A 24,104-nucleotide genomic window follows, 5' to 3' on the forward strand; every position below is an offset into this window, starting at 1 on the left:
ATTGAGGCGCGCGCAAGGACATCTCACTTCACTCGGCCAACTGCTTGACCCACCAGTTCAGAATGACGTCCGGCCACCGCAGTTACGTCCCGGTGAGCCTCGAGGGGCATTGTGCCGGCCAGGACATTGTCATGCTGTACATTAATGCGAATGAATCATTCCCGAACGGTACCGCCAGATTCTGAGCGGCACGGACGTGCACTTGTCCCAGCGAAACAAACCCGTCCGGCTGTTGCAGCTGATGTTCGGGGTTGTAAGCCAGCCCCGTCTCCACCGAGACCGCATACACTATGAGAGCTGCATCGCGGTCCTCTTCGTGGAACAGATCAATCTCCTCTTTTTATGACTGGTGTTCTTCGGCCAGGGACGCGGGCTTCGCTCACAGACACATGCTTACGAAGGTGGCATCAGTGAGCCGGGTGAGATATCGCGCCGTAGCGTCGCGCCGATACGGACGTTCAGTTCGTGGCGCCTATTTGCCAAAAACGTGTCGCGCCTCAGCCAACGTGTCGTAGTTCCAACAGCTCGGATCGCGGCCGCTCGATCAAAACGCTCATCTTTCCAGCCGTATGGTCTGCCGCGTGAGCAGCCATTAAAGACACTGGCACGGGCCTTGCTAAAAAGGAGCAGAACGGCGTGCTTCGCGCTGCGCCGGCGGAATACATCTGCCTTAGTGTCGGACTCAGGACGCGGTGTCTTGGTTGAACACGACACACGCGGTGTCGAATGACGGCGCTACAACTGGTCGTCATTGAAGGATAAATAGCATGTCCGGTGTTGCTGGTGCTGTTCTCTTGCCTTCAAGTCATTCACAGGAGACAGTTTATGATCGGCTTAAGCACATGCTTCCGAAACTTGCACTTCGTGGACAGGCGGGGTTCGGTTTTGCAGCGTTCATGCACGAAAAACACGTACAATATACAAAGTCCTCCCAGCCGCCATGCGAACTAACAACGATCGACTGTAGTGACCAGTATGCGAATTTAAGGCCTCGCGTCGCAATTGCGCACGTACGTAGTCCATCTAGCAGAGAACACGACGAGAGCGACTTTCAGCCTGTTCACAACCATAAAGCCGGTTGCCGCCATTTGGCGATTTCTCTAGACGGGGCTTTGGTCAATGCTGATGAACTTAAGAAAGAATTGTTCGCCCAAGGGCATCGCCTTGACGGTGAAACGGATGCCGCGCTCCTGCTCAAGCTGATCGAGCACATTTGTCAAAGTGATTATTGGCGGCATGGTCTGCCGGTGAATCATCAAAGACTGTTTCGGGAGATCGACAACTGTATCGACGGCGCCGTTAGCGCACTCTTGTTGGATGGTGAAGGAAATCTCATTGCTTTCCGGAACCGATATGGTTTGCGACCTTTGGAGTTCATGCAGACCGACGACGGCTTTTTGCTTTTTGCTTCGGAAAACTGTGCCTTTTCCGGACTACAAGGCAAGGCGGGCGAAATTTTACCGGGCTACATCAAGTGCGTAAACGGAACAACGGGAGCATGCCTTGATCACTCGGTGTGCGATGCTCGACATAACACCAGGCTATGCGCCTATGAAACGCTTTACCTAGGAAGCCCCAATACGTCTAGACGACAATCTTATCTCGAAACCCGTTACAATATCGGGGTCGCTCTTGGTAAACTTATTGCGCCGAGACTGGCAGCAGAAGTTGGGGCCGCTCCTATTATCATTTCTTCCATGCCACGGACCGGAGGCCCGTATGCTGATGGTCTGTTTGCATCACTGACCGAACACGGTGCCATCATCCGACGTCACGAAGTCGTCGCAACACGATTTTCTCAACGAACGCTTGTAGGTATCGTTGAACAGCGCAGATCCCTTGTAGCCAAAAAATACCGCGTCGCAGAGAAGGACGTCGCTGACAGCACCATACTCATGGTCGATGAAGCCCTCATTCGCGGCGATACAAGTCGGTCCGTCACGAATATGCTTCTTTCCGCCGGGGCCAAAGCTGTGCATTGGGCAATCGGTTCACCGCCTATAGTGGCGCCAAATTACTATGGGATGGGTATCGACACGATCGACGAGTTGGCGTTCTGGCAAATATGGAAAACTCTGTCACCCGAACAGCGGAAGCAAAGCCTGCGTTTTCATAAAGTCGAACAGCAAATGCTCAGGATCATCGAAAGCAAACTCGCCGTATCCATCAATGCTGCGGGTATCACCTATCTGCCCTTCCAAGTTCTCGTATCCTTGCTTCCGCAGGGGCATGATGGAATAGATTTTTCGCCGTTTACGTTTGAGATGCCAACCCCAGCGGGGCAAAAGCGCGCGAATAAGAATTTGAACAAGTTAATCGCCGATCTTCCCTTCCCGGAGTCAGCCGTTGCCTGAGGTTATCATGAAACCCACTCTAGTATTTGATTGGAACGGCACGCTGCTCGACGACGCCGATGCGTTGCTGAAAACGATCAATGCCATTCTAGGGCGCTTCGGTCGCCCTGATATCGATATGCCAACTTTTCGGGAACAGTGCGAGCTCCCGCTTTCTGTCCTTTACCGCAGGGTCGGAATGTCGGAAGGTGAAGCCGCAATCGTGGATAGCGATGGCAGCGCCATTTTTCACGACACCTACGAACCGCTGGCGAGCAAGGCCGATCTGCGCAAAGGCGCGCGTTGCATTCTAGAAGCGGCACGTCAACAGGCGGTCTCAACGATCGTTCTCAGCAGCTATATAGTCGACCCACTTCATTCCCAAATCCGCAGGCTTGGACTCGATAATTGCGTCAACGAGATTCTAGCCTTCGAAAGCCGCGCCACTCAATTCAAAAGCATGAGCAAAGGCGAACGGCTTCGCCGGTATATGCAAGCAAATAATCTGAAGCCCGAGTCAACCTTTATCATCGGCGACATGCCGGTTGAAACGGACATTGCACGCGACCTCGGGCTTATCAGCATATCCATTACCGGCGGATTTGTCTCCGAGTCGCGTTTGCAGGCTGCACAGCCGGATTACATCATTCATGACCATCATGAGCTGCTGCCAATTTTGCAAAGGCACGGCTTTCTTCGTAACGCACAATCATGAGTGAAACTCAGCTTACAATCGACCCGTGCGGCCGCGGAGAACAAAGACTCTCGCGCAGATGCCAGCTAGGCTGAAGTCGATGCCCTTGGTTATGCTCCTCATGATCGAATTCCCTCGCCAGTGGAACCATTGGCGGTCCTGACCTATTGATCGCTGTTGCGAAAACTGAGCTTTTTCGTCGTTCACGGAACGTCGCTGGCTTTCCTTGAGCCGCCGACGCCGTAGGGCTTGTTGAGAAAGTAATCTCGATTGCCTTCTCCCCGTACTAATCAATCGCAACGGTGATTGCCTGGACCTGATAGCAGTGCCCTCTCGCATCGCCCGCTGCGCAGCTCGGCTAGCGCTCTGATCCACGGCGAGTGCATCCTTGCGGGTGAGCACCACGCAGGTGTTTCCTCTCAGATTGGTCGCGCGGCAGCTAACTCTTGCGCCAGTCGCTTAGCGGCATGGAAAGCTTCCATGTCTTTTTAAAATGCTAGGCCGCCTGAGTCGTGGGCATTCTGAGCACCTTGGAGATCGAAGTAATATCGCCCCATCGCGTGCATCCTAGGTCGCGCTTCAACCGTCGGGCGTATCATGTCACGAGTATGAAATCTGTTCCGGGCCAGAAAGGTGAAAACTGTATCTTGGTTATCAGTAGTTTTACCGAGCATGGGCGAACAGAGCGGGTACGGCTTTTGTGCATTCGGCGTCCAACACTGGGACGACTTGCCACTTTTTCCCAATGATTTGGTAACCAAAGAAGCTGTCAATTGCTGAACGAGCATGAAGGACGCGAAGAATCTTGCTCATATGTCCATCAGTCCACAGACTACAATTTCGATAGTGATCATGATGTCTTTTGGTCTTAGCGCAGCAGCAAGACCGGGGCCGTTTTCTCAATCCAAAACGCGAATACGAAGGAAGTTCATTTCTCGGTTTGGGTCCGCACATTTAAAGGCGTGTACCATGAATACTCCGGATGAGGACACCGTATTGAAGGCGATTGAGGATGCCAGGCGGATCCTTGGCGAATACATCGCACCAGGGCCGCGCGACGCCACTCAAACAGTGCACCGGCTATTGGCCGTTCTCGATAGAGAAGCAGTTGTCCGCGCGCTTGATCGCATAAAGCAGCGCCGGACTATGCGGCTGGTGGAATAGACCCGCCAGCTTGAACAGGCAGCCGAAGTCCACATCCGTAGAAAGGCGGTACCGACTCCTATGTCTCCCTGTGATTGTGCAACCAATGGCGAGGGACTGGAAAATGAAGCAGATGACCCTTGTCGGTCCATTTGGGATAGTCGACGATTACCGATGAAACGGTGCTGACAATCGGTTCAACGAGCGCATTTTCGTTGACTTCGGATTCGATGATGGTCCGAATAGGCAGCAACACATGCTTTTCGCCCTTGCGCTCCAATAGGACTTGCAGGCGCGTACGCGCCACCGGATCAATGAAAGGCCTCTCGACAGACCTGGAAAGCCGCTGGAGCGCGTCTTTCAACAGAACTGGGAAGGCGGTCTCTGGCCGCTTCCGCGCGTAGGCAATTATCGGTATGGCCCGGGGGAACCCCCTTTTCAGATTGCGCTGGATCGTCCCCAGTGCGCGCCGCTCATTCTTTGGTTGGGAAGAGGCTCTTTGATGCGAACACATTCCGAAAGTAGATCGTCGGCGTGGTAGGCTCGCAGCGCGCGTTCGTCGCCGTTCAGAACCATCGCGAGAGCCACCCGGCTGATTGACGACGGGCTGCCCCCAATGCGGCACCCTAGCCCGTGCTCTTCCGTCCAAGCGCGAATGGTCGATTCCGATTTGCCGGCGATGTTTGCCGCGGTTCTGACGCTGATGCATTCCCGCTTGTCGAAAAGGACAAGTATGTGACGGGTCGGCGACTCCCAGAGCATCGGTATCGATACTTCTGCGCGGCCAGGAGCCAAGATCATCTGGGCAGCCCCCTATCCTTCTCCGATCGTGGCCCCCGCCTCCAGCCGATCAAGGCGATCGGCTATAACCAGAATCAGTGAGAGGTTGCGCTGATCTGGCGTGGATCGGTCCCACGATGCCAGGTAGCTGGTGAGCTTCCGTGCCCGCTCATGAAAGCACCGCCGCCTCGAACTGCGCGGTCTGCGATGTCGAGCTAGTGAGTGATGCTGACGGGCAGCGTTGGTCGCTGCCGCTCATTGATCGCCACCCTCCGGAAGGGCCGGTCGCCTATCACTACCACTACCCCGCTGGGGCCCCACCACAGCATCGCAAGATCCTTCGCAGAAAGGCTGTACAACCACCTGGAGTAAGGCCGGATGGCCCAGCACCAGAACGGTTATGATTGGCGTCTATTTCGTGGACGACACACGCGAGTTAGTTAAACGATTGGTGGTCGGCCTGTTGCGCCTCGACAGTCTCGTCGCTGATCGGCAGGCACTTCAACAGCGATTGGGAGCTGATCCAAGCTTGGGCTGATGAGGGTGGCTGGAGCGGCTCTCGCCAACACCTAAGCCCGGGGATCGCGGCCGAGACCCGCGCCGCCTAGCCTCCACACATTGTGCAACCAACTAGACGCAGCTCGGGCGACTCGGCGCCGCGTATTTAGGGCCAAATGGAGGCGCTGTCCCTACCGCCCGCGCTGCTAGCTCAATATAACACCTGACCGTTGATTCTACCATCGTCCGAGCCCAAGCAGCTGCCGAGGCTAAAAACGGGCCTGAAGATCAAGCTATTTGTAGCGTTGGCCTGAGCACCAAGATCCAGATGGCCGTTCGAGGCTTGGGATGTCCCGTGCGGTTCACACGGACTGCCCGGTTAGAGGTGATGCGCAAGCCGCAGCCTTGTCCACTGAACGAATTCCATGGCTCGGTCGAGGGGATCTGACGAGCACGGCGGGGCGCTCGCTTGCGATAAGCTTCGAGCCGCATGGTTCTTCAGTGATGAACGATGATTCGGGAAGCGTTCGCGAAAAATACGAAAGGATGATCTGATCGGCTTCAAGGTTCGCGACTGTTCACTGGCAAACATTCGTCCTTATCTTGAGCGGAGGCCCGGATATTCATGACCGCATCTCCGGCGTGCATCGCAAAAAGACTCGCAATCCTGTCGAGCTCAGCGAAAGACAATTCCTCATCGGACTACGCGGTGTCCTTACTCCACATTGCTGCCAACGCGAGCCCTCTCGGATCCCCTCGCACATGCATGAAGCTCGTCTACCTGCGCTCTCTCACCTGAATCTCGGCAAACCGCAGGTGTTGAATGCAGCGCTAGAGTTGGTCTCTCTTGGACGCCCAGCGCCTCTCCATGCTGCGCATCTGCGTCCGCAAGACCCAGCACCACAAGAACGGGTGCCCCGCTTGGGGGATGGTCCCCAGATCATAGTAGAAGCTGCTGAACTTTTTGCGTCAAAAGCGGATCATGCAGACATACCGCCCATTCCAGCAGCATCTGGCGCACCGTGGTCGCCAAGATGCCATGAAGCGCCATCCGATCCAAAGCGAGTGATCGATCCGCGTCGACACGCGTTGCGATAAGGTCCGAGAGGAGGCGTACGTCATATCCACGCTCGACCGCCTGCAGTGCGGCAATGAAGATATCTTCTTCGAGCCAACCTCCCCCAAAGAAAATGATACCGGTTTCGCGTGAAGCCAGATTGTCCGTAAATCGCGGATCGCGCCAAATGGAAACAGCATCAACGTCCAGCTGCGTCGTCGAGTGCACGAGTTTCTGCATAATCTCGAACGGCTGGCATTCGCCTATGACGGTCGACGCGACACCAAACATCTCCAAGCCTGTCTGCAGCAATGAGAAACTGACATGCCGCGGGGCAAGACCGGCCGAATCCGGCGTCTTACCACGCGTCATATTGATCAAAACCACCCGGCTATGTCGTGGGTCTGCGAGCATTTAAGTACCAAACTACTGTTGCTGGATGCTGCTCCGCGGGGCATTTAGGCAGCCGCGTTAACAAGATCCGCTGGCACAAGCACAGGACCGTTGACGTCGGCTTGTTCGTACATCCTGTGAAGCGTTTGCTCGGACATGTCGAGAAAGCCGGCGACCGCCATGGTCGATCCTACCTGCCGCGGATCAGCGATCCGTCTCAATGGCCAGCGCGCGCGGCGAAGAATGCGCTCCATACGCGTATCAGTGACTGTCACGATGGTATCTGCGCACGCGGCGCGTGCTGCCTCCATCATGGCAGCGAAGAGGATAAACGTTGCGCGATTGAGATTATTGGCAGCCTGCTCCGCGATATGACTGGTGTCCACGCAAAAGCGTGAACTTTCGAGAATTCTCCCGTCATGCGGCGCTGGCGTCCCGCCGAGCAGAACGGGAAAGGTGTCGGCCAACATAGTTGGCCCGGTCGTCGGAAGCAGACGAACCGAACCAACCGGCTCCCCGGCGTCTGCCATCAAAACCAGATAAGTCGGCCCGAGAGTGTCATACACATCGAGCTCGAATTCACCCGAGACCGACACTGACCAGTCGAGCCTGTCCTTGAAGACACGGCGTCGCAGCCGATACATCGCCGCGAGCAACTCCAGGTGACGACCAAATTGAGAGGTGTGAATTGCGATGGCATGCATAGCGACCTCCTAAAATTATCGGGAGGCCTCAAAACCAGAAAGAGAGTTGCTAATCGCCTGTCAAATTTTACAGGTACCTCTTGTTCAGTTTGATTACGTTAGACCTTTTTGGACCGAACACAATACAAGATGCCCGGCGCGACGAGCGCCAGGTCTGTTGTGCATCTCGCGAAATGGGAGAGTGTGGATGATTAGGATAACAAACCGCGCCGCAGCGCCTCGGCGACGCATTGAGCAATAGATGCTGCACCTAGTTTGCGGCGCGCGTTATCAAGATGAAACACGACAGTTCTCGGTGCAATCTGGACCAGCACCGCGATATCGGCGATAGTTTTTCCGCGCGCGATCCATGCAAGGCATTGGCGCTCGCGCTGAGTGAGCTCACTTGCGACGAGTTTACTGGCAGAGAGTACGTCAAGTCTGGCGGCGACATAACAATGAAAGTACAACCCGACGAGTTGTATGAGATCCTTCCCGTCGGCTACGAGCCGCTCGGGGTGAAGATCGCGGTCGCCCGTCGCTAATGTAAATGCGGCCATCCGGCCAAATCCACCCCTGATTGGCACAGTGATGCCTGATCTAATTCCGAAAGTCGTCGCTTCATCGAAGAACCGGCGCTGCTCGCGATTTCCGGCCAGGGCTGACGCCTCGCCTCCCCAGCTAAATAGCGCGTGCTCGGCACGCGCGCGGCGCACCACAGGATCGAGCTGCTGATATCCAAGTTGGAAGTACCGGCTGGTCCAGGATTTGGGATATGACGAGATCAACATCGGCGTCTCGCCGGTCAATCGCAGGTAGGCAAATCGCTGGAAGCCAAGCCTCTGTGTTAGCCGCGTTGCGACGCGCTCAAATTCATCCTCGCTGGTTGCGGTTTGGATGGCATCAATAAATTCCTGGAAGATGCATTCGACCGGGCTCATTCCGGCTCTACCATTTTAACATAGTCACGTGCTTCCTGATTACCCCACTGCAGCTTTTGGCGAAGAAGCTGCTCGGCTTACCAGGTCGCGCGAGCTCCCGCCAGAACACCCACGGGCTCGAGACCGGGTAGCCGAGGTGGAGGCGAACGAGGCCCTGCCCGCGGATGTACTGGCGTCATTCTATGCAACCCATTCGGAGGAGATGTCCCGATCGCTGTTGAACTACGTCGGACCGGCGTTGGCGGAATGAATGTTACGCGGCTCTCGTGACGTGGGCAACGGGCTTGATCGTCATGCGATCGTGGTGAGCTTGAAGGGCCGCACGCAGAACCGACAATTGCTTATGCGCCTTCAATCGTCGGAAGCCCTTGTTGGCCTCGATCATGCCGGCCGCGACCCATCGCAAGGCCATGCCGGCATCCCGCCAGCGTTTGACGTTGCGCGTGACGCGGCGAATGGTACCCATCATGTTCTCGGCGATGTTGGTACAGGCGAGCGATCGACGCAGCTCCTTCGGCAGCTTCAACCGGACGACAGTCAGGATTTCGTCGAGGCCTTCGAGAATGCTGGCCGCTACGCCGGGCCATTGCTGGTCGAGTCGACGCGCGAGATTGCGGATCAATTTTTCAGCCTTGTCGGCATCATCGAGCTCCCAGGCCTGGCGCAGCACCCGACGGGTGGCCGCATGATGCTCTTTCGGCAGGCGTTCCGTGATGTTGCGCGCCTTGTGGATCTGACAGCGCTGGATCGCGGCGGCCGAACCGAAGGTGCGGCGGATCGCCTTCGACAACGCTTTCGCGCCGTCGACGATGAACAGTCTTGGCACCGTCGGGGCGAGCCCGCGGGAGACCAGGTTGTCCAGCAGGGCTTGAACCGTTGCGGCGTTCTCGGTTGCCCCTTCCACCAGCGCCAGCGGATGCTTGTTGCCTTCACCGTCGACCCCGATCGCGGCGACCAGCACGAGATCGTCGCCGAGATGCAGCCCGTCGATTTGAACCACCAGAAGGTCGAGCGCGGACAGATCGGCAGCCATGAAGTCGGCCAGCCGCGCCGCCGACAGCGCCACAAACCTCCGCGAGGCCGCCGACTTCGAAACCCCCGATCCGGGCGGTGCCGGCACATCACCCTCGGGCAGCCGGACAGCGCGGCCGAACCGGCGCGTCGATACATTGATCAGCATCAGGTTCATCGCCCAGCGACCAAGCCAGTCCTCCTCCGCCGCCGTTTCCCAGCTCGGGATCGTGACCTCGCGGCCGTCCAGGCCCCGGACCCGCGGGCGCTCGACCTCGATCTTGCCGCCGTGGAAGCCGATCCGTCCCCGCGTTCGGCCCCAACGGTGCGCCCGCCGCGCCGCGTCGCGACCGTGGCGCGGCCCGCAGGCCGCCGTGACATCCGCCTCCATCATCGTGCCGAGCGCCTCGATCCCTGCCGCAAGGCAGAACCGATCGAAGCTCGCCCGCACTTCTGCAAACGCTTCGTCCACAGCCCCGGTCGCCGGCGAACCAGCCGGTGTGATATCTCTCGTCATGGCGTTGCTCTCCTTTGTGGAATCAGCACCCCGAGCCTACCGGCTCAAGGGGGGCAACGCCGACCTCTTCAGAAATTCAACAGAACCCCGGGACATCCCCCATTCGGATCTCGGCGAACTCGGAAAAGCCGTGCGAATTGTGAGCCCCGCCAATGGACTAAATTGGCATCTAGTCGTTCTTTCTAACCGACAACCTGCAACGCAGCCTTACAGCAGCTGGAGAATCTCTTACAAGCAATCTTGTTGTGGTTTTCATCGAAAAACTTGCAATCGCGCGAGATAACCGCGTTTTCGTCATCTGAAAAGTATCATTTATCGGGATAAATGTTAGAGTGTAACACCTAAGCATGCGCAGAATTCCACCTTGCTCTTCGTGCCTTTGAGGCGTTGTCACGACATGAAAGCCTCACGGAAGCTGCCGCTGAACTGAATGGCACAGCGCTGTCAGCCAACAGTTGCGGCTGCTGGAGGGATATTTCTCTTGTAAATTGGTGCGGAAGACTGGCAACCGCATTGAATTGACGCCTGCAGCACGTTCTTACGCTTATGATGTACGCAAGAGCCTCGATCTTTGGCCGTTGCTTCGGAGGACTTTGCCAGCTACGGCTCTGCACACTGCGTCCGCGTCAACGCGACGCCATCGTTTGCGATGCGATGGCTGATCCCCGTATCGCGGCCATTCAGCGACTGAATCCGCGTATCGAAATCCGGCTTGAAACCTCTAACACCGATGAGTTCGAGTCGAGCGTCGACCAGAGTGATCTTGTCATCCGTTGCTATCCTTAAAAAAGGCCGGATTAGCTTGCCGTCATCTTCTCAATGACGAAGCCGTGGCGGTCGTCTCGCCAGCGCTGCTGCCGGAATTGAAAATCCGCCATGCGAAGGATTTGGCGCGGAGCCCGCTGCTGCACATGAAGAGCCGCATCTCGGCTTGGCTTCCGTAAGGCTGGTATAGATGTCAGTCAGACGCCGCGTGCCCAAGTCTTTGCTACTTCTTCCTCTGCATAGAGGCAGCAATCAATGGCTATGGTATTGCTCTTGTGCCGGAGGCTCTCGTTTCGCTCGACGTTGCAGAACGGCGCCTTGCAATTCTTTTTCCTCAATCACGCATCATTGGCTCTGGGTTCTACGGCCTATTCAGCCCCTCAGCGCGCAAAGCCAAAACTGTTGAGCAGTTTATCACATGGCTGACGCAAGAAGACTAGCTCCACTTGAAGACGTTGGCTGACGTTGAGTGGCCCTGGCTTTCTCCTCCTCGCAATAGCAACTTCGCAGCAACCGGGAACGTCAGGTTGAGGACCGCCCACACGGACCACGGATCTCAGTGTCCGCCGCTTTCGTCCACATCTTGCGGAGCTTCTAGAGCGGTCGCTTGCTCCCGGCACCACCGCCTCGTAGAGGCACCGGGATAATAAACCAGAACCATGCTGCGAGCTGAACTACAAGGTTGACTGCAAAGGCTATCTGGTAAGCAACTTCTGGGTAGTGGCCCTGCTGAGGTGTCCAGTACTGAATCAAGAAACCCACCAGATACTGGATTAGAAAGGCGCAACCGATGTGAAAGACGTTGAGCGCCGCGGTGGCACGTCCAGCAAGCTCTTTTGGGAAAAAATCGGCCAAAATCGCGTAGCTAAGGACCGTCGCCGCTCCGCAGGCAGCGACAATCATCCACGGAACAGATGATGACAAGGGTACTCGCAGGATTACTGCCAATTGGGCTATGAAGAACAGAACTGCGACCAAGCCCAAGAGCGGTCGTGGACCTATCCCGTGCCGACGAAGCTTTTGAGCCGCAATACCTAGAACCAGGGCGCCCGCACTCGATGCGATTGCCATGAAAAAGAGATTGCGCAGCAGTTCCGATCGGTCCAGGCCCTCGACATCGGCGAACCACTGGGCGGCCCACAACCCCTGTAACGCCCAGGCCGTACCAATGCAGGTCGCAGAGAGCGGCGCCAAACGCCAGAAGCGTGGGTCTGAATAAATCATTCGTAGTCCAATGGTAGTCCCCTTCACCGTGAATGACCACGTGCCCGTTGGCACAAGAAGGAAAATTGCTAGGGCGCATCCCACCGATGCAATGGCTAGGAGCTCAAACAATCCCCGCCAGCCGATCGACCCGAGCAGGTGTTCGGCGGGCAATGTTGCCGTCACGGCCCCAAAGGACCCCAGCATGATCATTAGGCCATTGAGCAGTGGCACCTGCTCGGCGGGAAACCAGAGAACGACGGCTTTCAATCCGGCCGTCAATGCTGCAGAAGCGCCAAAGCCAATTAACGCCCGGCCGAGAAGAAGAAGCCAAAAATTGTCGGAGATGGCAAACAGCGCTGCCCCGGCGGCTGCGGCCATCAGCACGACACTCTGGATTTTCCGCGGACCGTATCGGTCCACTAATATGCCGATAGGAATTTGGGCGGCCGCGAAGGTCAGGAAGTAGATGGACGTCAGGAGACCGAGGTCATCGGCACCCAGACCAAACTCATAGATCAATGGTGCAGCTATGGTCGCGTTGATGGTCCGAAAGAGAAAAGAAAGGTAGTAAGCTGAGACGAAGGGTAAGAAGACGCGCAAAACTAAAAGCCAATCTGTGGAGAAGGCTCGTGAGCGCTGCCCCCTAGCACGCCATGATGCCAGAAGCGGCCGCAATATCGTGCCAGCCGCTGTTCGATCTGCTCTGGTATCGGGTTCGCGATCGACGCCTGCGCCTCGAGCAACAGGAGAACATTCTGCTTTGTTGCCGGCGACAGTCGCCCCAACGCCCTTTGCTTCCTGGTGCGTGAAGCGCGTCGGCCCTTTTTGCATCACCGGTTGTGTTGCAAGATGCGCCGGATCAGCGGAATTCACCCGCTCGATTGTTTCCTTTATGAGCGACGTTCCTAGATGGGCCCGCCTTGTCACCTGTGCAGCAAATTCGTCGAAGCGCGCGAGGCCCAGGGTACACGCGGCAGGCTGGTCCGCAGCTGCAAGCGGAGGCGTGACGGCGAGAAGAAAGCGAGCCTGAAGCGCAACAGCCTCACTCACAATCCGCAACTCTTGATGAAGCTGCTCGAGGTTCTGGTTAAGGGCGTTCAGCTGCCGATCGACCGAGGAGGCTTCGACGTCATGATCTGGCTCGAAGAAATGAGCGAGGGCAGCCTCAATGATCGCTGATTTGGTGGTCCCGGGACATTGTGCTGCGACTGCGAGCCGCGCGGCGACGGGCTCGGAAAGGTAGACACCGATCCGTGGCTTCATGGAAGCGCTCCGTCGAAATTCAATCGAGCGGCCGTTGAGTTCTCATGTCCCGAGCCGGACTGTGTCCGCCGTTCGGTATGACCCCAGCTTCCTCGCTCGACCGCGCTGAAGAACGCTTCTATTTGCGCGTTGAAGGCCGCAGGTTCTTCGAGATTGATGCCATGGCCTGTATTGGGGCACACCCAAATGCCGGCGGCGGGAATTGTGGATTTGAGCATCAGGCCGGTTTCTAAACAGGGCTTGTCTTCGTCACCCACCGCGAGCAGCACCGGGACTGTCATCCGTGAAAATTCATCGCGGAAATTGTGCAAAGGCGGCCGCACGGCTTGGCACTGAAGCAAAGTATTGGCCATCCCCTGCGCCGAATGCTGCTTGAGCCGGTCTACAAACTCCTGCCAGCCCTTCGGATCCTTGTGTTTCAGTTTAATTCGCGTGAAGTGGCGTGCCATTTTCTCTGCCATGGCATCCATACCTCGCGCCGCCAATGCGCGCGCGAGAACAGACGTGTTCTTCAACCATCTTTCACGATCTATGGCTGGAGATCCCACCCCTGCTCCGGCAGCGACAATCGCGCTGGTTCTTTCGCAGTACCGCAACCCAAACAGCAGAGCAGCATAGGCGCCCATGCTAGATCCAACCATGTGGGCACGTCCGATCGAGAGGTCGCGCATGACGATGCCGATGTCCTCTACGGCGACCTGCCAGCCGTATATGGCAGGATCATCAGGAACATCGCTCGGTGGATATCCACGCGCGTTGTAGGCGATGCACCTATAGCCACGCGAAAAATACCGGATCTGGGCTTCCCAGCCGCGTAGGTCGGATTCGAATTCATGAACGAAAATGATTGGATAGCCCCGCCCATATTCCTCGAAATACAGCCTTATTCCGCCTGAATCGATATAAGGCATCGACACCCCTTTCTTGGAGCGCCGGCAAGACGTTGCCGCGCATCGAGCGGCGTTGTGGATGAGCATGCATAAGAATGGAGGTGTCGATTACCGGCGGATCGGATTTCGACACACCTCTGGCGGCACTAACTTCAGCGAGCGGCGGACTCGATAACGACGACTTCGAGGAAGTGATTCGATACGCCGAGTTTAGAAAGGCGCGCCAAGCTCTTGAGAAGGCCAAGCGGCCGAAAAGCAAACGCTATCCTGAATGACCCGCGATGAGTATTTTGAAGGGCTTAAAGCCCTTGCGCGAGAAAAGCGCATGTATACCACGCGGTGCGTACAAACTCATTCGGCCTGCGGGGGTCCGCCAAATCTATAAGAAAGAGGGCATCCGAACCGCCCCTGGCCTTTGTGATCAACGCCATGTACATGTGTGCGGACGGTGATTATTCCCTCGCCTTCCTAATCGGGTGGGCAAAGTCAACTCATTCCTACGCTTTTCTTCGACTCTTCGATCTTCGGCCATCACCGACTCCCTGCGTCATCAACGCGCAAACTCCACCACAGCCGCGTACGCGACGTGCATTCACCAGGCGGGGTCCATGCGTTCCTTCGCGTTCAGCACTTCGGCCGTCGCATGCTCTTCATCAGGTTCGTAAACAGGGCTGTCCAAGCAGTCCGGCGCTCTCGTCCCCGAAGGGCGGCAGCAGGCAAGATAGAGCGGACATTCCCCGTTTCGCGGCCCCGCCAGGGGACGCTCACCGCGCGCGCGGATCCGTAACTTCGCTCCTCCTCAACATGCCGGGCGCAAACCCAGCGCTAATCCGTCATCATCTGCATCGCGGCTACCGTTCAGGTTTCAACCGAAGCCGTTGCGTGACCTTGGCGCCGAACCCGACGTGGAAGTCGGTCTCGCTGACCCACATCCGATGCAGAATGCTCGCCAGCTTGCGCGCGACCGCGGTGATCGCGCACAGCATGCTCGAGCGTTTGGCGATCCGCAGGCCCCACGCCCGCAGTGCCGACCATTTCCTGACCCGCAGCAGCAGGCTTGCGGCCGCCTCGCAGAGCGCTTCGCGCACGGCGACATCGCCTTGTTTGCTGATCCGCCCTTCATAATCGATCGACGTGCCGGACTGGTGCCGCTTCGGCGTCAGGCCAAAATGGGCGCCCACCGTTCGTGATCGCGCAAACCGATGAGGGTCATCGACGCCAACCTTGAATGACAGGGCCGCAACCGGACCGACGCCGGGAACCGTCATCAGACGCCGGCAGACAGCATCATGCTGCACCACCTGCAGGAGCACACGATGCAGCCGATCGTAACCCTCGAAGATGGCGCGGCGCACGTCCAGCATGGCCTCGATGGTCATCACGAAGATCGGATCGCTGCGCTCGATCAGCTCGCGGACGCGGGCTTCGTAGGCACCGCGGGCGACGGCTCCGACGAGCAACCCATAGGCCCGCAGCGCACCGCGAATGTGGTTTTCGAGGTCGATCAGTTTGCGCTTGAGCAGCTTCCGGCTGGTCAGCAGCGTACGCATCTTCTGCATGTCGATATTCTTGACATGGACGGCGCGGTACCAGCCCAGCCGCATCATCTGCGCGATGCCGCGTGCATCGTTGCGATCGGTCTTGTTGCGCATCGTCGAGAGCGAAACGCGCATGTGGCGCGCTTCGACGACAATGATTGGAAGCCCGGCTGGCTGTAATTCGCGATAGAGCCAGATACCCAGCGATGACGCCTCGACTCCGACCCTATCGAGGCGATCCGCGTAGCCCTCTACAGCGGAGCGGATCGCCTCTGGCTCCGTGCTAATCTTGACTTCGCGGACCGTGAGACCCTCGCTATCGATGATGCAAAGGCTGGTTTCTTCCAGACCGACGTCCAATCCAACGTAGAGTTTCATCGGAGCTCTCCCTTGTGACAACGACGTTTCAAGTCGTTGCACCAGGCTCCGGATTCGGCCACCGGGTGACTATCCCCGTGCACCGGTATCTCGAAGCCCGATTTGAAGAGCCGTCCAACGGTTCATGCCGGACGAGCCCAAGCTTTTTGCTCTCGTCCATGAGCTCAAGTAGGCAGTGAGACGCTCAATTTCGGCTGGCGTTTGGTCAATTGTTCCGGCACGAGTCGTTTCACCGCTGCGCATTTTGCCCGAGCGCAGCAGCTCCAGCTGCTATGCACGGGGCAGCGCCCCCGCGCTCACGGGATACGAAGAGCGCCAAGCTCGAACGGCGCTCAACGCGCTTATCGATAAGGGATACCTCACCTCGTTTCCCCAACAACGCCCTCGCCCGTAAAGCTTGGGTTTCCTACTGCGGTGGTCGATAGGTGGTTTCCGAGACTGTATCATCCGGCGGCATAGCGCAGTGCGGCTCTATCTCGGACAAACTTTTGGGCAGCAAAGTCGTACTTGCGATTTGCCGCAGGCTATTCAGCTCACGTATTTGCGCATTTTGAACGCTGCAACCTCGGTATTCGTGAGCTTGAACCACTCTCCGTTCGCTCGGTTAACATAACTAGCGAACTCACGCATTCCATTGAGCATCCTGCTCATCGTCCTTCGCGGCCTCGACGTGCTTGCGCTTGAAAGGGCTCCTCATAAAGCGCAAAATATGTGGTCAGAGAGCCTGACCAGCCGAACGAATGCATGTTCTGAACAAGATAGCGCAGGACATCGTCACGTTCGCCAAACTCGTCCAAGAGCCGCTTTACAAGCGGATGGAAAGTCCGGTCTGCGCCTTTCGCACTGGTCAACACCGGCAACACACGCGCAAGAAATGCTGGCGCAGCATCGGGGTTTGCGTGAGCCCAGGCGAAAAGAATGTCCTCAGGGGCCTAAGAAGGGGCGGATTTTTCAGCGAACGAGAGACTGTCGCCCAGCACGTGTTCTGTCTGCCACGCAGTTACACGAGCCCGGACGATGGCATTTCCAAAATGAGGCCATACAACCGAAAGGAAGCGCCTCCAACATGATCGGAAGCAGCGGCTTTACGAGATCGCGAGCGTCAGGGTCAGACAAGATACGCGGCAAGCTTCCCAGCAGCAGCGCGCGGGTCAACTTCCTCGCGGCCTTTCCTGAGTAGCCAACCGACCATCTGTTCAAAATGCTGGGCATCCATCTTCGAGCCGTGCCGCTTTGGCCTCATTTGTTTCACGCGACCTGGCAAACTGAGGGGCGTTGCGGACTTCATTGCGAACTCGACGAAAGTGCCCGACTGAATCCCGCCGAATGAGACTGCGCAGCTCCGCTAGCGGGCGCAACCGCACCCGCAACGTTTTATTCTGCGCAATGCCCATTTTTACAGTCAGAATATTGAGGCCATGACGCAGGCAACTCAGAATGCCGTCGCTAGCGATTCGTGCTTTAGCCGTACGCCATCATGTAAAGGACCACCAGACTACCTTAGACGTGTTCGCAACTCAGGTGACGCGTCTTGCCGATCATGATGCTCGATGAGCCTGCCTTGCTTTTGATTGCGCCGGCGGGACTGGTTATACCTCGAGCCAGGAGGCTGCGCGTTTGCAGGCCAAGTATCTGCGTGCCAAGTACAATATTTTGATCAATTCGGTGAGAAGAGCGTTGTTACCTGCCTAAGAAGCGGGTCTCGCCGTTCAACCAGTTTTTGGTACCAAGATGTGCTGAGACTCATCGGAAGGGGCCGACTCGGACTACATACCCCGATTGGCGCGACATTCCGGGCCGGCCGTACACGAAGCTCGATCATCGTGATTTGCGAGGGCATCAAACTATCAGCAGCATCGGATTTCGGCGCATTGAACCACTCTTCCCGAAGTCACCAGCGCTACAGCTAAAAACTCACACAATTGTTCATTGCGCACTTAAAGGGAGGCTGGCGCAAGAGGCGAACTCTTCACAGGAGCGTTCAACTATTCAATCGCCAGAAATGCCAGGGGTGCAGCATGCCCCTCGTGTTCGACCTCAGACGAGCGGCTGTTTCAAATCCAGCGGTCTTGTTGCGAAGACAACATCGCGATCGAAAAATCGCAGGGAATGCGCATCGCGCCCGCTGGTCTAAATCCTGCACACACAAGCAGCATGGAAGGGGCATCAGCAACGTCGGCCATTTGGCCTTCTTGCAAGATGGCGCACCAGTTACGTGTTCGTGAGGTGACATGCAATCGAAGTTTCTTTTTTGGGGTGCCGCAACAGCTGCGCTCGTTGCAAGCGGTGCCGTCAACTCGGCCGATCTTAGGCCGGTAGTAAGTGTCCCACCGGCACTCTGGAGCTGGACCGGAGGATATATCGGCGGGCACGTCGGCGGAGGCTACGGCCGGACATCATTCAGTGACCCCTACGGCCCCTCAATTTATGGGGACGTCGTCAATACCCCTGTGTTCCTCGCCGGAGGACAAATCGGCTACAATTGGCAAACGAATGGGTGGGTTCTCGGTGCCGAACTAGACGCGAGCCATGCTGTCTCCGATGGCACAAACAGCTGTCTTGCCTTCTCAGCCACTGTTGTGATCGCCACCTGCAAGGCAAGTCCAAACGTCTTTGTCACAGGGACCGCTCGCATCGGGTACACCTTTGGCCCTCAGGGCCACACGCTGGCCTACGTCAAGGCAGGCGTAGCCTGGCAAAACAATCGTGGCGATATCGCCAACAACAACGAATTCCGGGGCTATTTTGCTGGGTTCCCGCAGCACACGACACGATTCGGTTACGGTCGTTTCGGTGGGACCGTCGGAGTCGGCCTTGAACAAGCGCTCACGCCTGCTTGGTCGGTCAAATTTGAATACGACTATATGGGCTTTGGCGGGCCACATCTAGAGACCCCACCGACCATGCAGTTTCCGCCCCTTGCAGTCATTCTCGGCAACACCAGCAGCTTATCCAGTAGCTATCACATCGGAAAGATCGGCCTGAACTACCATTTTGGCGCCGACCCGAGGGCACTGGAGTGGTCCGATGCATCGCCGTATTCGGAAAACGGGACCGCCAAAGCGAAGCCGATTGCATACACGAGCGATTGGTCGCTCGAAGGCGGCTCACGGGTCTGGCTCAGCCGGGGAACATTCCAGTGGGACTACATTCTTGCGCCCTCGATGCCTGGAGATGACGGCATTCCTAATTCAAGGCTCACCTATCACGGCCTGGACGGCATTTCCGGCGAATTTTTCGGGCGTCTCGATAGTCTCTGGGGGGTATTCCTGAAGGGCAATATTGGCATCGGACGCTTCAACAAAGGAAAGATGAACGACGAAGATTCAATCGCCACCAAGGACATTGCCTACAGCAACACGTTATCGAGCCAGGCGAATGGAAAATTCATGTACTACACGGCCGATATTGGTTACAATTTTCTGCGCGGCAGCAGCTATAAACTGGGTGGATTTGTCGGATGGACCTATTACGGCCAGAAGTCCGATTCGATGGGATGCAAGCAGACCGCCTCGTCCTCGCCGTACTGGATATGCGGGATGCCGTACCAGCAACAGCTCATTGGCAGTCAAGACGCCAATTGGAATGCACCGCGCATCGGTCTTAGCGCGGAGGCTATGCTGCTTAAGCGCTGGCGCGTGAGTGCCGAGGTTGCCTACCTTCCGTGGACCGACTTCAGTGGTCGCGATAACCATCTCCTCCGTCCCGACACAGTTTTCTACGATCAGCGCGGGGACGGCGGAGCCGGCGTTCAGGTGGAAGGAACTCTATCCTACTTTCTCACCAGGAATTTCAGCGTTGGCGTTGGAGCCCGGTATTGGGCCATGTGGACCAAAGACCACAGCAATGTCACCTTCACCTGCAGCAGCTGCAGCGCTTTGGATGGCTTTTATCAGCACCCTACACTTGCGAAGTACAGCATGGAACGATGGGGCACGTTCTTCCAAGCCTCTTACAAGTTTGACTGAAACACCTCGCTCTAAGCTTCGGAAGTCGAGACCACGATGACGAGAGCACCCGATCCCGTGGCTAGAGCCAGGCGAACGACCGGGAATAAAGCTGCAAGCTTTTGGGCCGTTCAAGCCCGAAAGCTTGCATGGATAATCGTTCGATCTTCCATGTTAGCGCCGGCAAGATTAGCTCAAGGCAGGGCCGCCTCTTCTGCGCCGCCCCCGATTCAAAGTCAAAAAAACTCGATCGGACGCGCGCAAACGCGGGCTTTGGTATTCCAATTGAGCGTTCGCCCCGAGGATTGACCATCAGTGCGAATCGCTCGGGCCGGCGCTACAATTGAGAGGCGTCGACTCCTCGTCCGGGAACATCTCACGTCCAGCGCCAGCCTCCTCTCCCATGTGATTAGCACGTAGTCTTCGAACGTCCTCGAGGAGCTGATGTGCGTCTCGATCAGCTGCCGCAGCTCGTGCCTGAACTGGTATTTGCTGACGGTCATTTGCCTTGCCTATCATTGCTGGCTTCACCTACGAGATTCAAGTTCTCGAACTGGCGCGTCAAAACGTTTGATGAAGGTGAGGAACTGCAATCAACATTGCGGTTGGAGCCAACGACATTCAGCGCAAGGACTAGCGTACAGAAATCCCAGCAGCGATGAGAGCGTACTCAATTGAGCTCGCCCCACCTTGTCGCGCCAGCAACGTACAAGAGGAGATGACTTCATTGCAATGCCACGTCTCCCGGTTGGACCGCGAGCGGATTCCGTTCGACCGCTCCCGCCAGTCATTCGCTTGGGCCGCGTGCGGTCCATCCAACAATGATACCCGATGCTCGCTCATCTGAGTTTGAGCAATAGTTCAAGATTGCCCCTGTTAGAAGCTGACCAATGCCGCACAACACAAACAAGGCAACAAACACAGCGTAGAGATATGCCGCAAGTTGAGACCAGAAGTCACCGTCACGATTGAACATTAGCCCTCATATACCGCACCGCGCTCCCGACAAGAAATGATGAGCCCGTCCCCACGGAACACAGCGAGGGACTTCCCCTGCTCCCAAAGCCTGGAAGCCACGCCGCTGGGAAACAGCGCGCGCTTCGACATCGCTCAGAGACTCACAAGCGTTCTGATTTTCCGCTCCCGGCGCTCTCTACTACGTTGCGTAAGACAATTTCAGAAAGCTGCACAACCTGCCGTTTGAGAAACGCAACCTTCTGTGTGAGATGAAGAATCTCTTGCTTGTAGCGCTCCAGCTCGCGCTGTTCATCTGTCATTTCAGATGCTTCATGGTGATTCCTACTTGCCGTCATGATTCGTGGAGACCCCTTGGCCTAGCAGAGCCCAAACCATTTCGTTCGGCGAACTCCTTTTCGAACACGAATTGCGCCGGCTCGCCGTGATTGCCTTCGATAAACCCCTTTGCCACCAATAGCTCGCGGGCATCGCGCACCAGTGCGGGGCTGCCGCAAATCATAACGCGGTCATGCTGCGGCTCGAGCTCCGGCAGCTCGATGTCAGGAAACAGCTTGCCTGACGCGATCAGGTCGGTGATCCGTCCACGGTTGTAGAAGCGATCGCGCGTCACGGTTGGATGATAGATCAACTGGTAACGCGCAAAGTCGCCGACCAGCTCGTCGCTCGGCAGTTTTCCCGTGATCATCTCGCCATAGGCGAGATCCGCGATGCGGCGGCAGCCATGCAGCAGCACGACATTCTTGAATCGAAGATAGGTTTCGGGATCCTTGATCACGCTCAGGAACGGAGCAACCCCAGTGCCGGTGCCGATCAGATAGAGATTGCGCCCTTCCTCGAGATTATCGAGGACCAGCGTCCCCGTCGCCTCGCGGCCGACGATGATCTCGTCACCCTCCTTCAGATGCTGCAGACGCGAGGTTAAGGGACCACCCGGCACTTTGATCGAGAAGAATTCCAGCCGTTCCTCGTAATAGGCGCTGGCCAGGCTGCACGCACGCAGCAGCGGCTTCTCGTCGATCTTGAGCCCGATCTTGGTGAATTCGCCGCTACGGAAGCGGAACGAGGGATCCCGCGTAGTGGTGAAGCTGAAGAGATTGTCGGTCCAGTGATGGACGCTCAGCACGCTTTCTTGGTTGAAATCGCTCATCTCACACTCCCGCGAAACGACCCGCGGGTCCGCGTTAGTACAAAGTGGCTGCACGGGTTTTCCAAATGATAATGCGAGCACAAGGTGAGGCTATCGATGCACTATCGTCGGACCGATAGGTTCACACCCTCAACTGCTTTGGCTTTCAAGATCGGCCTGTGCGCCCGCCTGCAGCAATCAACCCGGCCGCTGACCATTCACAACATCTCCAATCGCTTGACTGGTTTAGCCCCCCGGGATCTGCGTTGCTAAGATGATTAGTTTTTCCTCCAGTTCACGCCGGGCAGGTTAGCTGGCTTTGCCGGCTCACATCCTCCCGAGTGGGCGCGCCATCGCAGAACCAAATGACAAATTTGGCACAGCTTTGCTCCGACAAACACAGTACGTAACGAACGAAGAATCTTGTTTCTCACCTGAGTGTGTCGTCTCGGCTTCAGACTCCTTAGAACCTTGTGCTCTGTTGCAAAGCTGCTGGAAGCGACCCCAACGAAGATCGACGCTTCGCCGAGGTAACACCCCACCGAATGTGCGCTCTGCGACCGCCTGTGGTTCGTCTGGGTCTAACTGTAACAATTGGTAATATTGATTAATGCAATGGCCCGCGTGATTACGCCTAAATCCTGCATTTGGGGGGCGCCTCGATGGATTTCACGGCACAGCGAGCCACCTGCTCCCGAACGGTTTCGATCAGTGGACACCAGGCCGGCATGACGCCACGTGCTCGGTCCGATGCAGAACGCCGCAATGCTTTGGCCTCCACTCGAACCAAGGAGGGAAGCGGAAGCAAAAGAGTGCATGAGCACGGACTCCAAAGTCTGCATCGCGCGGCAGTTCGGCAGAATAGAACGTCCTAGCTGCGGCGCCTCTTTGAGCCAAAAGTGATGTTGCGCTCACTGAATTCGCACTAGGGCATAACAACATCGGATGCCTGTCTGATGCTGCCCGATGCAAGGTCAGCAAGCGGGAGCACCGCGGTGTTGATTTGCGAGGCATACGCGCTCCGCATGACTGGCACGTAGATCGGTGCGTTCTGAACGATGGGCGGGTCCTAAATACCGAGCTAGGCGCAACTGAACGCAGACGATATCTCTACGACGAGATCCTCGACTTCTTGGCGCCGTAAGCGCCGGGCAGATCGCGGGTTGAGACGTGATGGATGGCCGCTGGCATGCGCCAATTCATGCAGGGCGTCCGAAGCCAATTAATGGACTCGAAATAGGCTTGCGGTGGCGGCACCTGCACACTCTTCTGCCGGTACATAGAAGGCGCAATTGCCGCCAATGCGGAAGTCGATCCCGGTGGCCTTGATCAGGTATTTGACCTTCGGCTCGATCAGGGCCTGGCGGCTGAGGCGGCGCCATCGTTGTGATCTCCGAAGGCAAGTCGTCGCACTGACAGTGTTGAAGACTGTGAAGCGCTTGAGGAATGAATGGCCTGCGCTTCGTCACCGTTCTCGCTCGCGCGCCGCTTTTCGTCGACTGGCACAGAGCGGTCGGCATAGACGACGGCGGTATCACGCTCGCCCTTGCGGACGTGACCACCGAGCGACGGCGCCTGGCGGAAGGTAAGTGAGCTCTGCCCGTGAATCCGCGTTCGGTGGAAGCCCACCGGAGGATTAGAACGTTGATGCGGCTATATTGACGGTCGGTCGCGGCGCTCTTCGGCATGGCCAAAGAAGCTGAGTTAGTTGCATTGGCACGTGACAAGAAAGAGATCCAAACTTCAAGCCGAACAAGCTTACTCGACTTTTACGAGAAGAATATTTTGGTATCACATGGCTCGCGGTGGATCTGGGCACTCTCCTATGTCAGCAGCATTGAAGCTATGGTGCGTATGATAGCGCAGCGAGGTACCGAACCTTTGTCCGACCAGGCGAGCGCGAATGACGAATTCGACGCGCTCTCACACAGACACTAATGGCAAATTGGGGGCGTTGCGCCGG

General features: G+C 56.9%; 16 protein-coding genes and 3 pseudogenes. 9 read left to right on the forward strand and 10 right to left on the reverse strand.

The window, feature by feature from the left end; translation table 11 throughout:
- Positions 1 to 767: 767 nt before the first annotated feature.
- From LMTR21_RS23875 to LMTR21_RS40195, 4 genes and pseudogenes are all read left to right on the forward strand, one after another.
- Positions 768 to 2,354, forward strand: a complete 1,587-nt coding sequence (locus LMTR21_RS23875) for an amidophosphoribosyltransferase (RefSeq protein ID WP_246174091.1) — start codon at positions 768 to 770, stop codon at positions 2,352 to 2,354.
- 7 nt (positions 2,355 to 2,361) lie between these two features.
- Positions 2,362 to 3,048 (forward strand): HAD family hydrolase, encoded by a 687-nt coding sequence (locus LMTR21_RS23880; RefSeq protein ID WP_065752923.1) that lies wholly within the window; start codon positions 2,362 to 2,364, stop codon positions 3,046 to 3,048.
- Positions 3,049 to 3,996: 948 nt separating this feature from the next.
- Complete coding sequence (locus LMTR21_RS23885; RefSeq protein WP_065752837.1) at positions 3,997 to 4,191, forward strand: hypothetical protein; 195 nt, start codon at positions 3,997 to 3,999, stop codon at positions 4,189 to 4,191.
- A gap of 1,477 nt (positions 4,192 to 5,668) precedes the next feature.
- A pseudogene (locus LMTR21_RS40195) lies at positions 5,669 to 5,874 on the forward strand (IS5/IS1182 family transposase); the annotation flags it as partial.
- A gap of 514 nt (positions 5,875 to 6,388) precedes the next feature.
- Here the strand turns inward: LMTR21_RS40195 and LMTR21_RS23895 are convergent.
- The 4 genes from LMTR21_RS23895 to LMTR21_RS23910 form a co-directional block, all read right to left on the reverse strand.
- Complete coding sequence (locus tag LMTR21_RS23895; protein WP_065752834.1) at positions 6,389 to 6,892, reverse strand: cysteine hydrolase family protein; 504 nt, start codon at positions 6,890 to 6,892, stop codon at positions 6,389 to 6,391.
- Positions 6,893 to 6,963: 71 nt separating this feature from the next.
- Positions 6,964 to 7,602, reverse strand: coding sequence for an acyl-homoserine-lactone synthase (locus LMTR21_RS23900; RefSeq protein WP_065752833.1), 639 nt, complete (start codon positions 7,600 to 7,602; stop codon positions 6,964 to 6,966).
- A 191-nt stretch (positions 7,603 to 7,793) separates the two neighbouring features.
- Positions 7,794 to 8,522: a helix-turn-helix transcriptional regulator gene (locus LMTR21_RS23905; protein ID WP_065752832.1), complete on the reverse strand. Its 729-nt coding sequence runs from the start codon at positions 8,520 to 8,522 to the stop codon at positions 7,794 to 7,796.
- A gap of 253 nt (positions 8,523 to 8,775) precedes the next feature.
- On the reverse strand, positions 8,776 to 10,050 hold the full coding sequence (locus tag LMTR21_RS23910) for an IS256 family transposase (RefSeq protein ID WP_065750578.1): 1,275 nt from the start codon (positions 10,048 to 10,050) through the stop codon (positions 8,776 to 8,778).
- 446 nt (positions 10,051 to 10,496) lie between these two features.
- Here LMTR21_RS23910 and LMTR21_RS41875 point away from each other — a divergent pair.
- Both LMTR21_RS41875 and LMTR21_RS41880 read left to right on the forward strand, forming a co-directional pair.
- Positions 10,497 to 10,712, forward strand: a pseudogene (locus LMTR21_RS41875) (hypothetical protein); the annotation flags it as partial.
- A 342-nt stretch (positions 10,713 to 11,054) separates the two neighbouring features.
- Positions 11,055 to 11,255, forward strand: coding sequence for a LysR substrate-binding domain-containing protein (locus LMTR21_RS41880; protein WP_084030936.1), 201 nt, complete (start codon positions 11,055 to 11,057; stop codon positions 11,253 to 11,255).
- A 154-nt stretch (positions 11,256 to 11,409) separates the two neighbouring features.
- Here the strand turns inward: LMTR21_RS41880 and LMTR21_RS23925 are convergent, their stop codons facing one another.
- Together LMTR21_RS23925 and LMTR21_RS23930 are read right to left on the reverse strand one after the other, a co-directional pair.
- Positions 11,410 to 13,284 carry an MFS transporter gene (locus LMTR21_RS23925; protein WP_246174099.1) on the reverse strand — a complete coding sequence of 625 codons (1,875 nt, stop codon included), beginning with the start codon at positions 13,282 to 13,284 and terminating at the stop codon, positions 11,410 to 11,412.
- Positions 13,281 to 14,195, reverse strand: a complete 915-nt coding sequence (locus tag LMTR21_RS23930; protein WP_065755949.1) for an alpha/beta fold hydrolase — start codon at positions 14,193 to 14,195, stop codon at positions 13,281 to 13,283. The genes LMTR21_RS23925 and LMTR21_RS23930 overlap by 4 nt, the downstream gene beginning before the upstream one ends.
- 74 nt (positions 14,196 to 14,269) lie before the next feature.
- Here LMTR21_RS23930 and LMTR21_RS23935 point away from each other — a divergent pair, with 74 nt between their 5' ends.
- Entirely contained in the window at positions 14,270 to 14,449 is a 180-nt protein-coding gene (locus LMTR21_RS23935; RefSeq protein WP_065755950.1) for a hypothetical protein, read from the forward strand.
- Between the two features lie 576 nt (positions 14,450 to 15,025).
- Here the strand turns inward: LMTR21_RS23935 and LMTR21_RS23940 are convergent.
- Positions 15,026 to 16,090 carry an IS110 family RNA-guided transposase gene (locus tag LMTR21_RS23940; RefSeq protein ID WP_065755951.1) on the reverse strand — a complete coding sequence of 355 codons (1,065 nt, stop codon included), beginning with the start codon at positions 16,088 to 16,090 and terminating at the stop codon, positions 15,026 to 15,028.
- Positions 16,091 to 18,321: 2,231 nt separating this feature from the next.
- On the opposite strand from LMTR21_RS23940, the gene LMTR21_RS23950 reads away from it, so the two are divergent.
- Positions 18,322 to 20,058 (forward strand): outer membrane beta-barrel protein, encoded by a 1,737-nt coding sequence (locus LMTR21_RS23950; RefSeq protein ID WP_065755954.1) that lies wholly within the window; start codon positions 18,322 to 18,324, stop codon positions 20,056 to 20,058.
- A gap of 1,097 nt (positions 20,059 to 21,155) precedes the next feature.
- On the opposite strand, the gene LMTR21_RS40200 is transcribed toward LMTR21_RS23950, so the two are convergent.
- From LMTR21_RS40200 to LMTR21_RS23965, 3 genes and pseudogenes are all read right to left on the reverse strand, one after another.
- Positions 21,156 to 21,314 carry a hypothetical protein gene (locus LMTR21_RS40200; RefSeq protein WP_187399169.1) on the reverse strand — a complete coding sequence of 53 codons (159 nt, stop codon included), beginning with the start codon at positions 21,312 to 21,314 and terminating at the stop codon, positions 21,156 to 21,158.
- A gap of 32 nt (positions 21,315 to 21,346) precedes the next feature.
- The gene (locus tag LMTR21_RS23960) at positions 21,347 to 22,162 is read right to left on the reverse strand and encodes a ferredoxin--NADP reductase (protein WP_065755955.1); all 816 of its coding nucleotides are present in this window, start codon (positions 22,160 to 22,162) and stop codon (positions 21,347 to 21,349) included.
- A 1,063-nt stretch (positions 22,163 to 23,225) separates the two neighbouring features.
- Positions 23,226 to 23,853, reverse strand: a pseudogene (locus LMTR21_RS23965) (ArdC family protein); the annotation flags it as partial.
- On the opposite strand from LMTR21_RS23965, the gene LMTR21_RS40205 reads away from it, so the two are divergent.
- Entirely contained in the window at positions 23,828 to 24,079 is a 252-nt protein-coding gene (locus tag LMTR21_RS40205; RefSeq protein WP_065755956.1) for a hypothetical protein, read from the forward strand. The pseudogene LMTR21_RS23965 and the gene LMTR21_RS40205 sit on opposite strands and share 26 nt — an antisense overlap.
- Positions 24,080 to 24,104: the final 25 nt, after the last annotated feature.

The organism is Bradyrhizobium paxllaeri, from assembly GCF_001693515.2.
GTDB classification, from domain to species: Bacteria; Pseudomonadota; Alphaproteobacteria; order Rhizobiales; family Xanthobacteraceae; genus Bradyrhizobium; species Bradyrhizobium paxllaeri.

Excerpts from the sequence above, each read along its gene's own strand:
- LMTR21_RS23905 (WP_065752832.1), bottom strand. The coding sequence starts at position 8,522 with ATGAGCCCGGTCGAATGCATCTTCCAGGAATTTATTGATGCCATCCAA.
- LMTR21_RS23935 (WP_065755950.1), top strand. The coding sequence starts at position 14,270 with ATGGAGGTGTCGATTACCGGCGGATCGGATTTCGACACACCTCTGGCG.
- LMTR21_RS23910 (WP_065750578.1), bottom strand. The coding sequence starts at position 10,050 with ATGACGAGAGATATCACACCGGCTGGTTCGCCGGCGACCGGGGCTGTG.
- LMTR21_RS23950 (WP_065755954.1), top strand. The coding sequence starts at position 18,322 with ATGCAATCGAAGTTTCTTTTTTGGGGTGCCGCAACAGCTGCGCTCGTT.
- LMTR21_RS23900 (WP_065752833.1), bottom strand. The coding sequence starts at position 7,602 with ATGCATGCCATCGCAATTCACACCTCTCAATTTGGTCGTCACCTGGAG.
- LMTR21_RS23930 (WP_065755949.1), bottom strand. The coding sequence starts at position 14,195 with ATGCCTTATATCGATTCAGGCGGAATAAGGCTGTATTTCGAGGAATAT.
- LMTR21_RS23940 (WP_065755951.1), bottom strand. The coding sequence starts at position 16,090 with ATGAAACTCTACGTTGGATTGGACGTCGGTCTGGAAGAAACCAGCCTT.
- LMTR21_RS23925 (WP_246174099.1), bottom strand. The coding sequence starts at position 13,284 with ATGAAGCCACGGATCGGTGTCTACCTTTCCGAGCCCGTCGCCGCGCGG.
- LMTR21_RS40200 (WP_187399169.1), bottom strand. The coding sequence starts at position 21,314 with ATGACAGATGAACAGCGCGAGCTGGAGCGCTACAAGCAAGAGATTCTT.
- LMTR21_RS23880 (WP_065752923.1), top strand. The coding sequence starts at position 2,362 with ATGAAACCCACTCTAGTATTTGATTGGAACGGCACGCTGCTCGACGAC.
- LMTR21_RS40205 (WP_065755956.1), top strand. The coding sequence starts at position 23,828 with ATGGCCAAAGAAGCTGAGTTAGTTGCATTGGCACGTGACAAGAAAGAG.
- LMTR21_RS23885 (WP_065752837.1), top strand. The coding sequence starts at position 3,997 with ATGAATACTCCGGATGAGGACACCGTATTGAAGGCGATTGAGGATGCC.
- LMTR21_RS23960 (WP_065755955.1), bottom strand. The coding sequence starts at position 22,162 with ATGAGCGATTTCAACCAAGAAAGCGTGCTGAGCGTCCATCACTGGACC.
- LMTR21_RS23875 (WP_246174091.1), top strand. The coding sequence starts at position 768 with ATGTCCGGTGTTGCTGGTGCTGTTCTCTTGCCTTCAAGTCATTCACAG.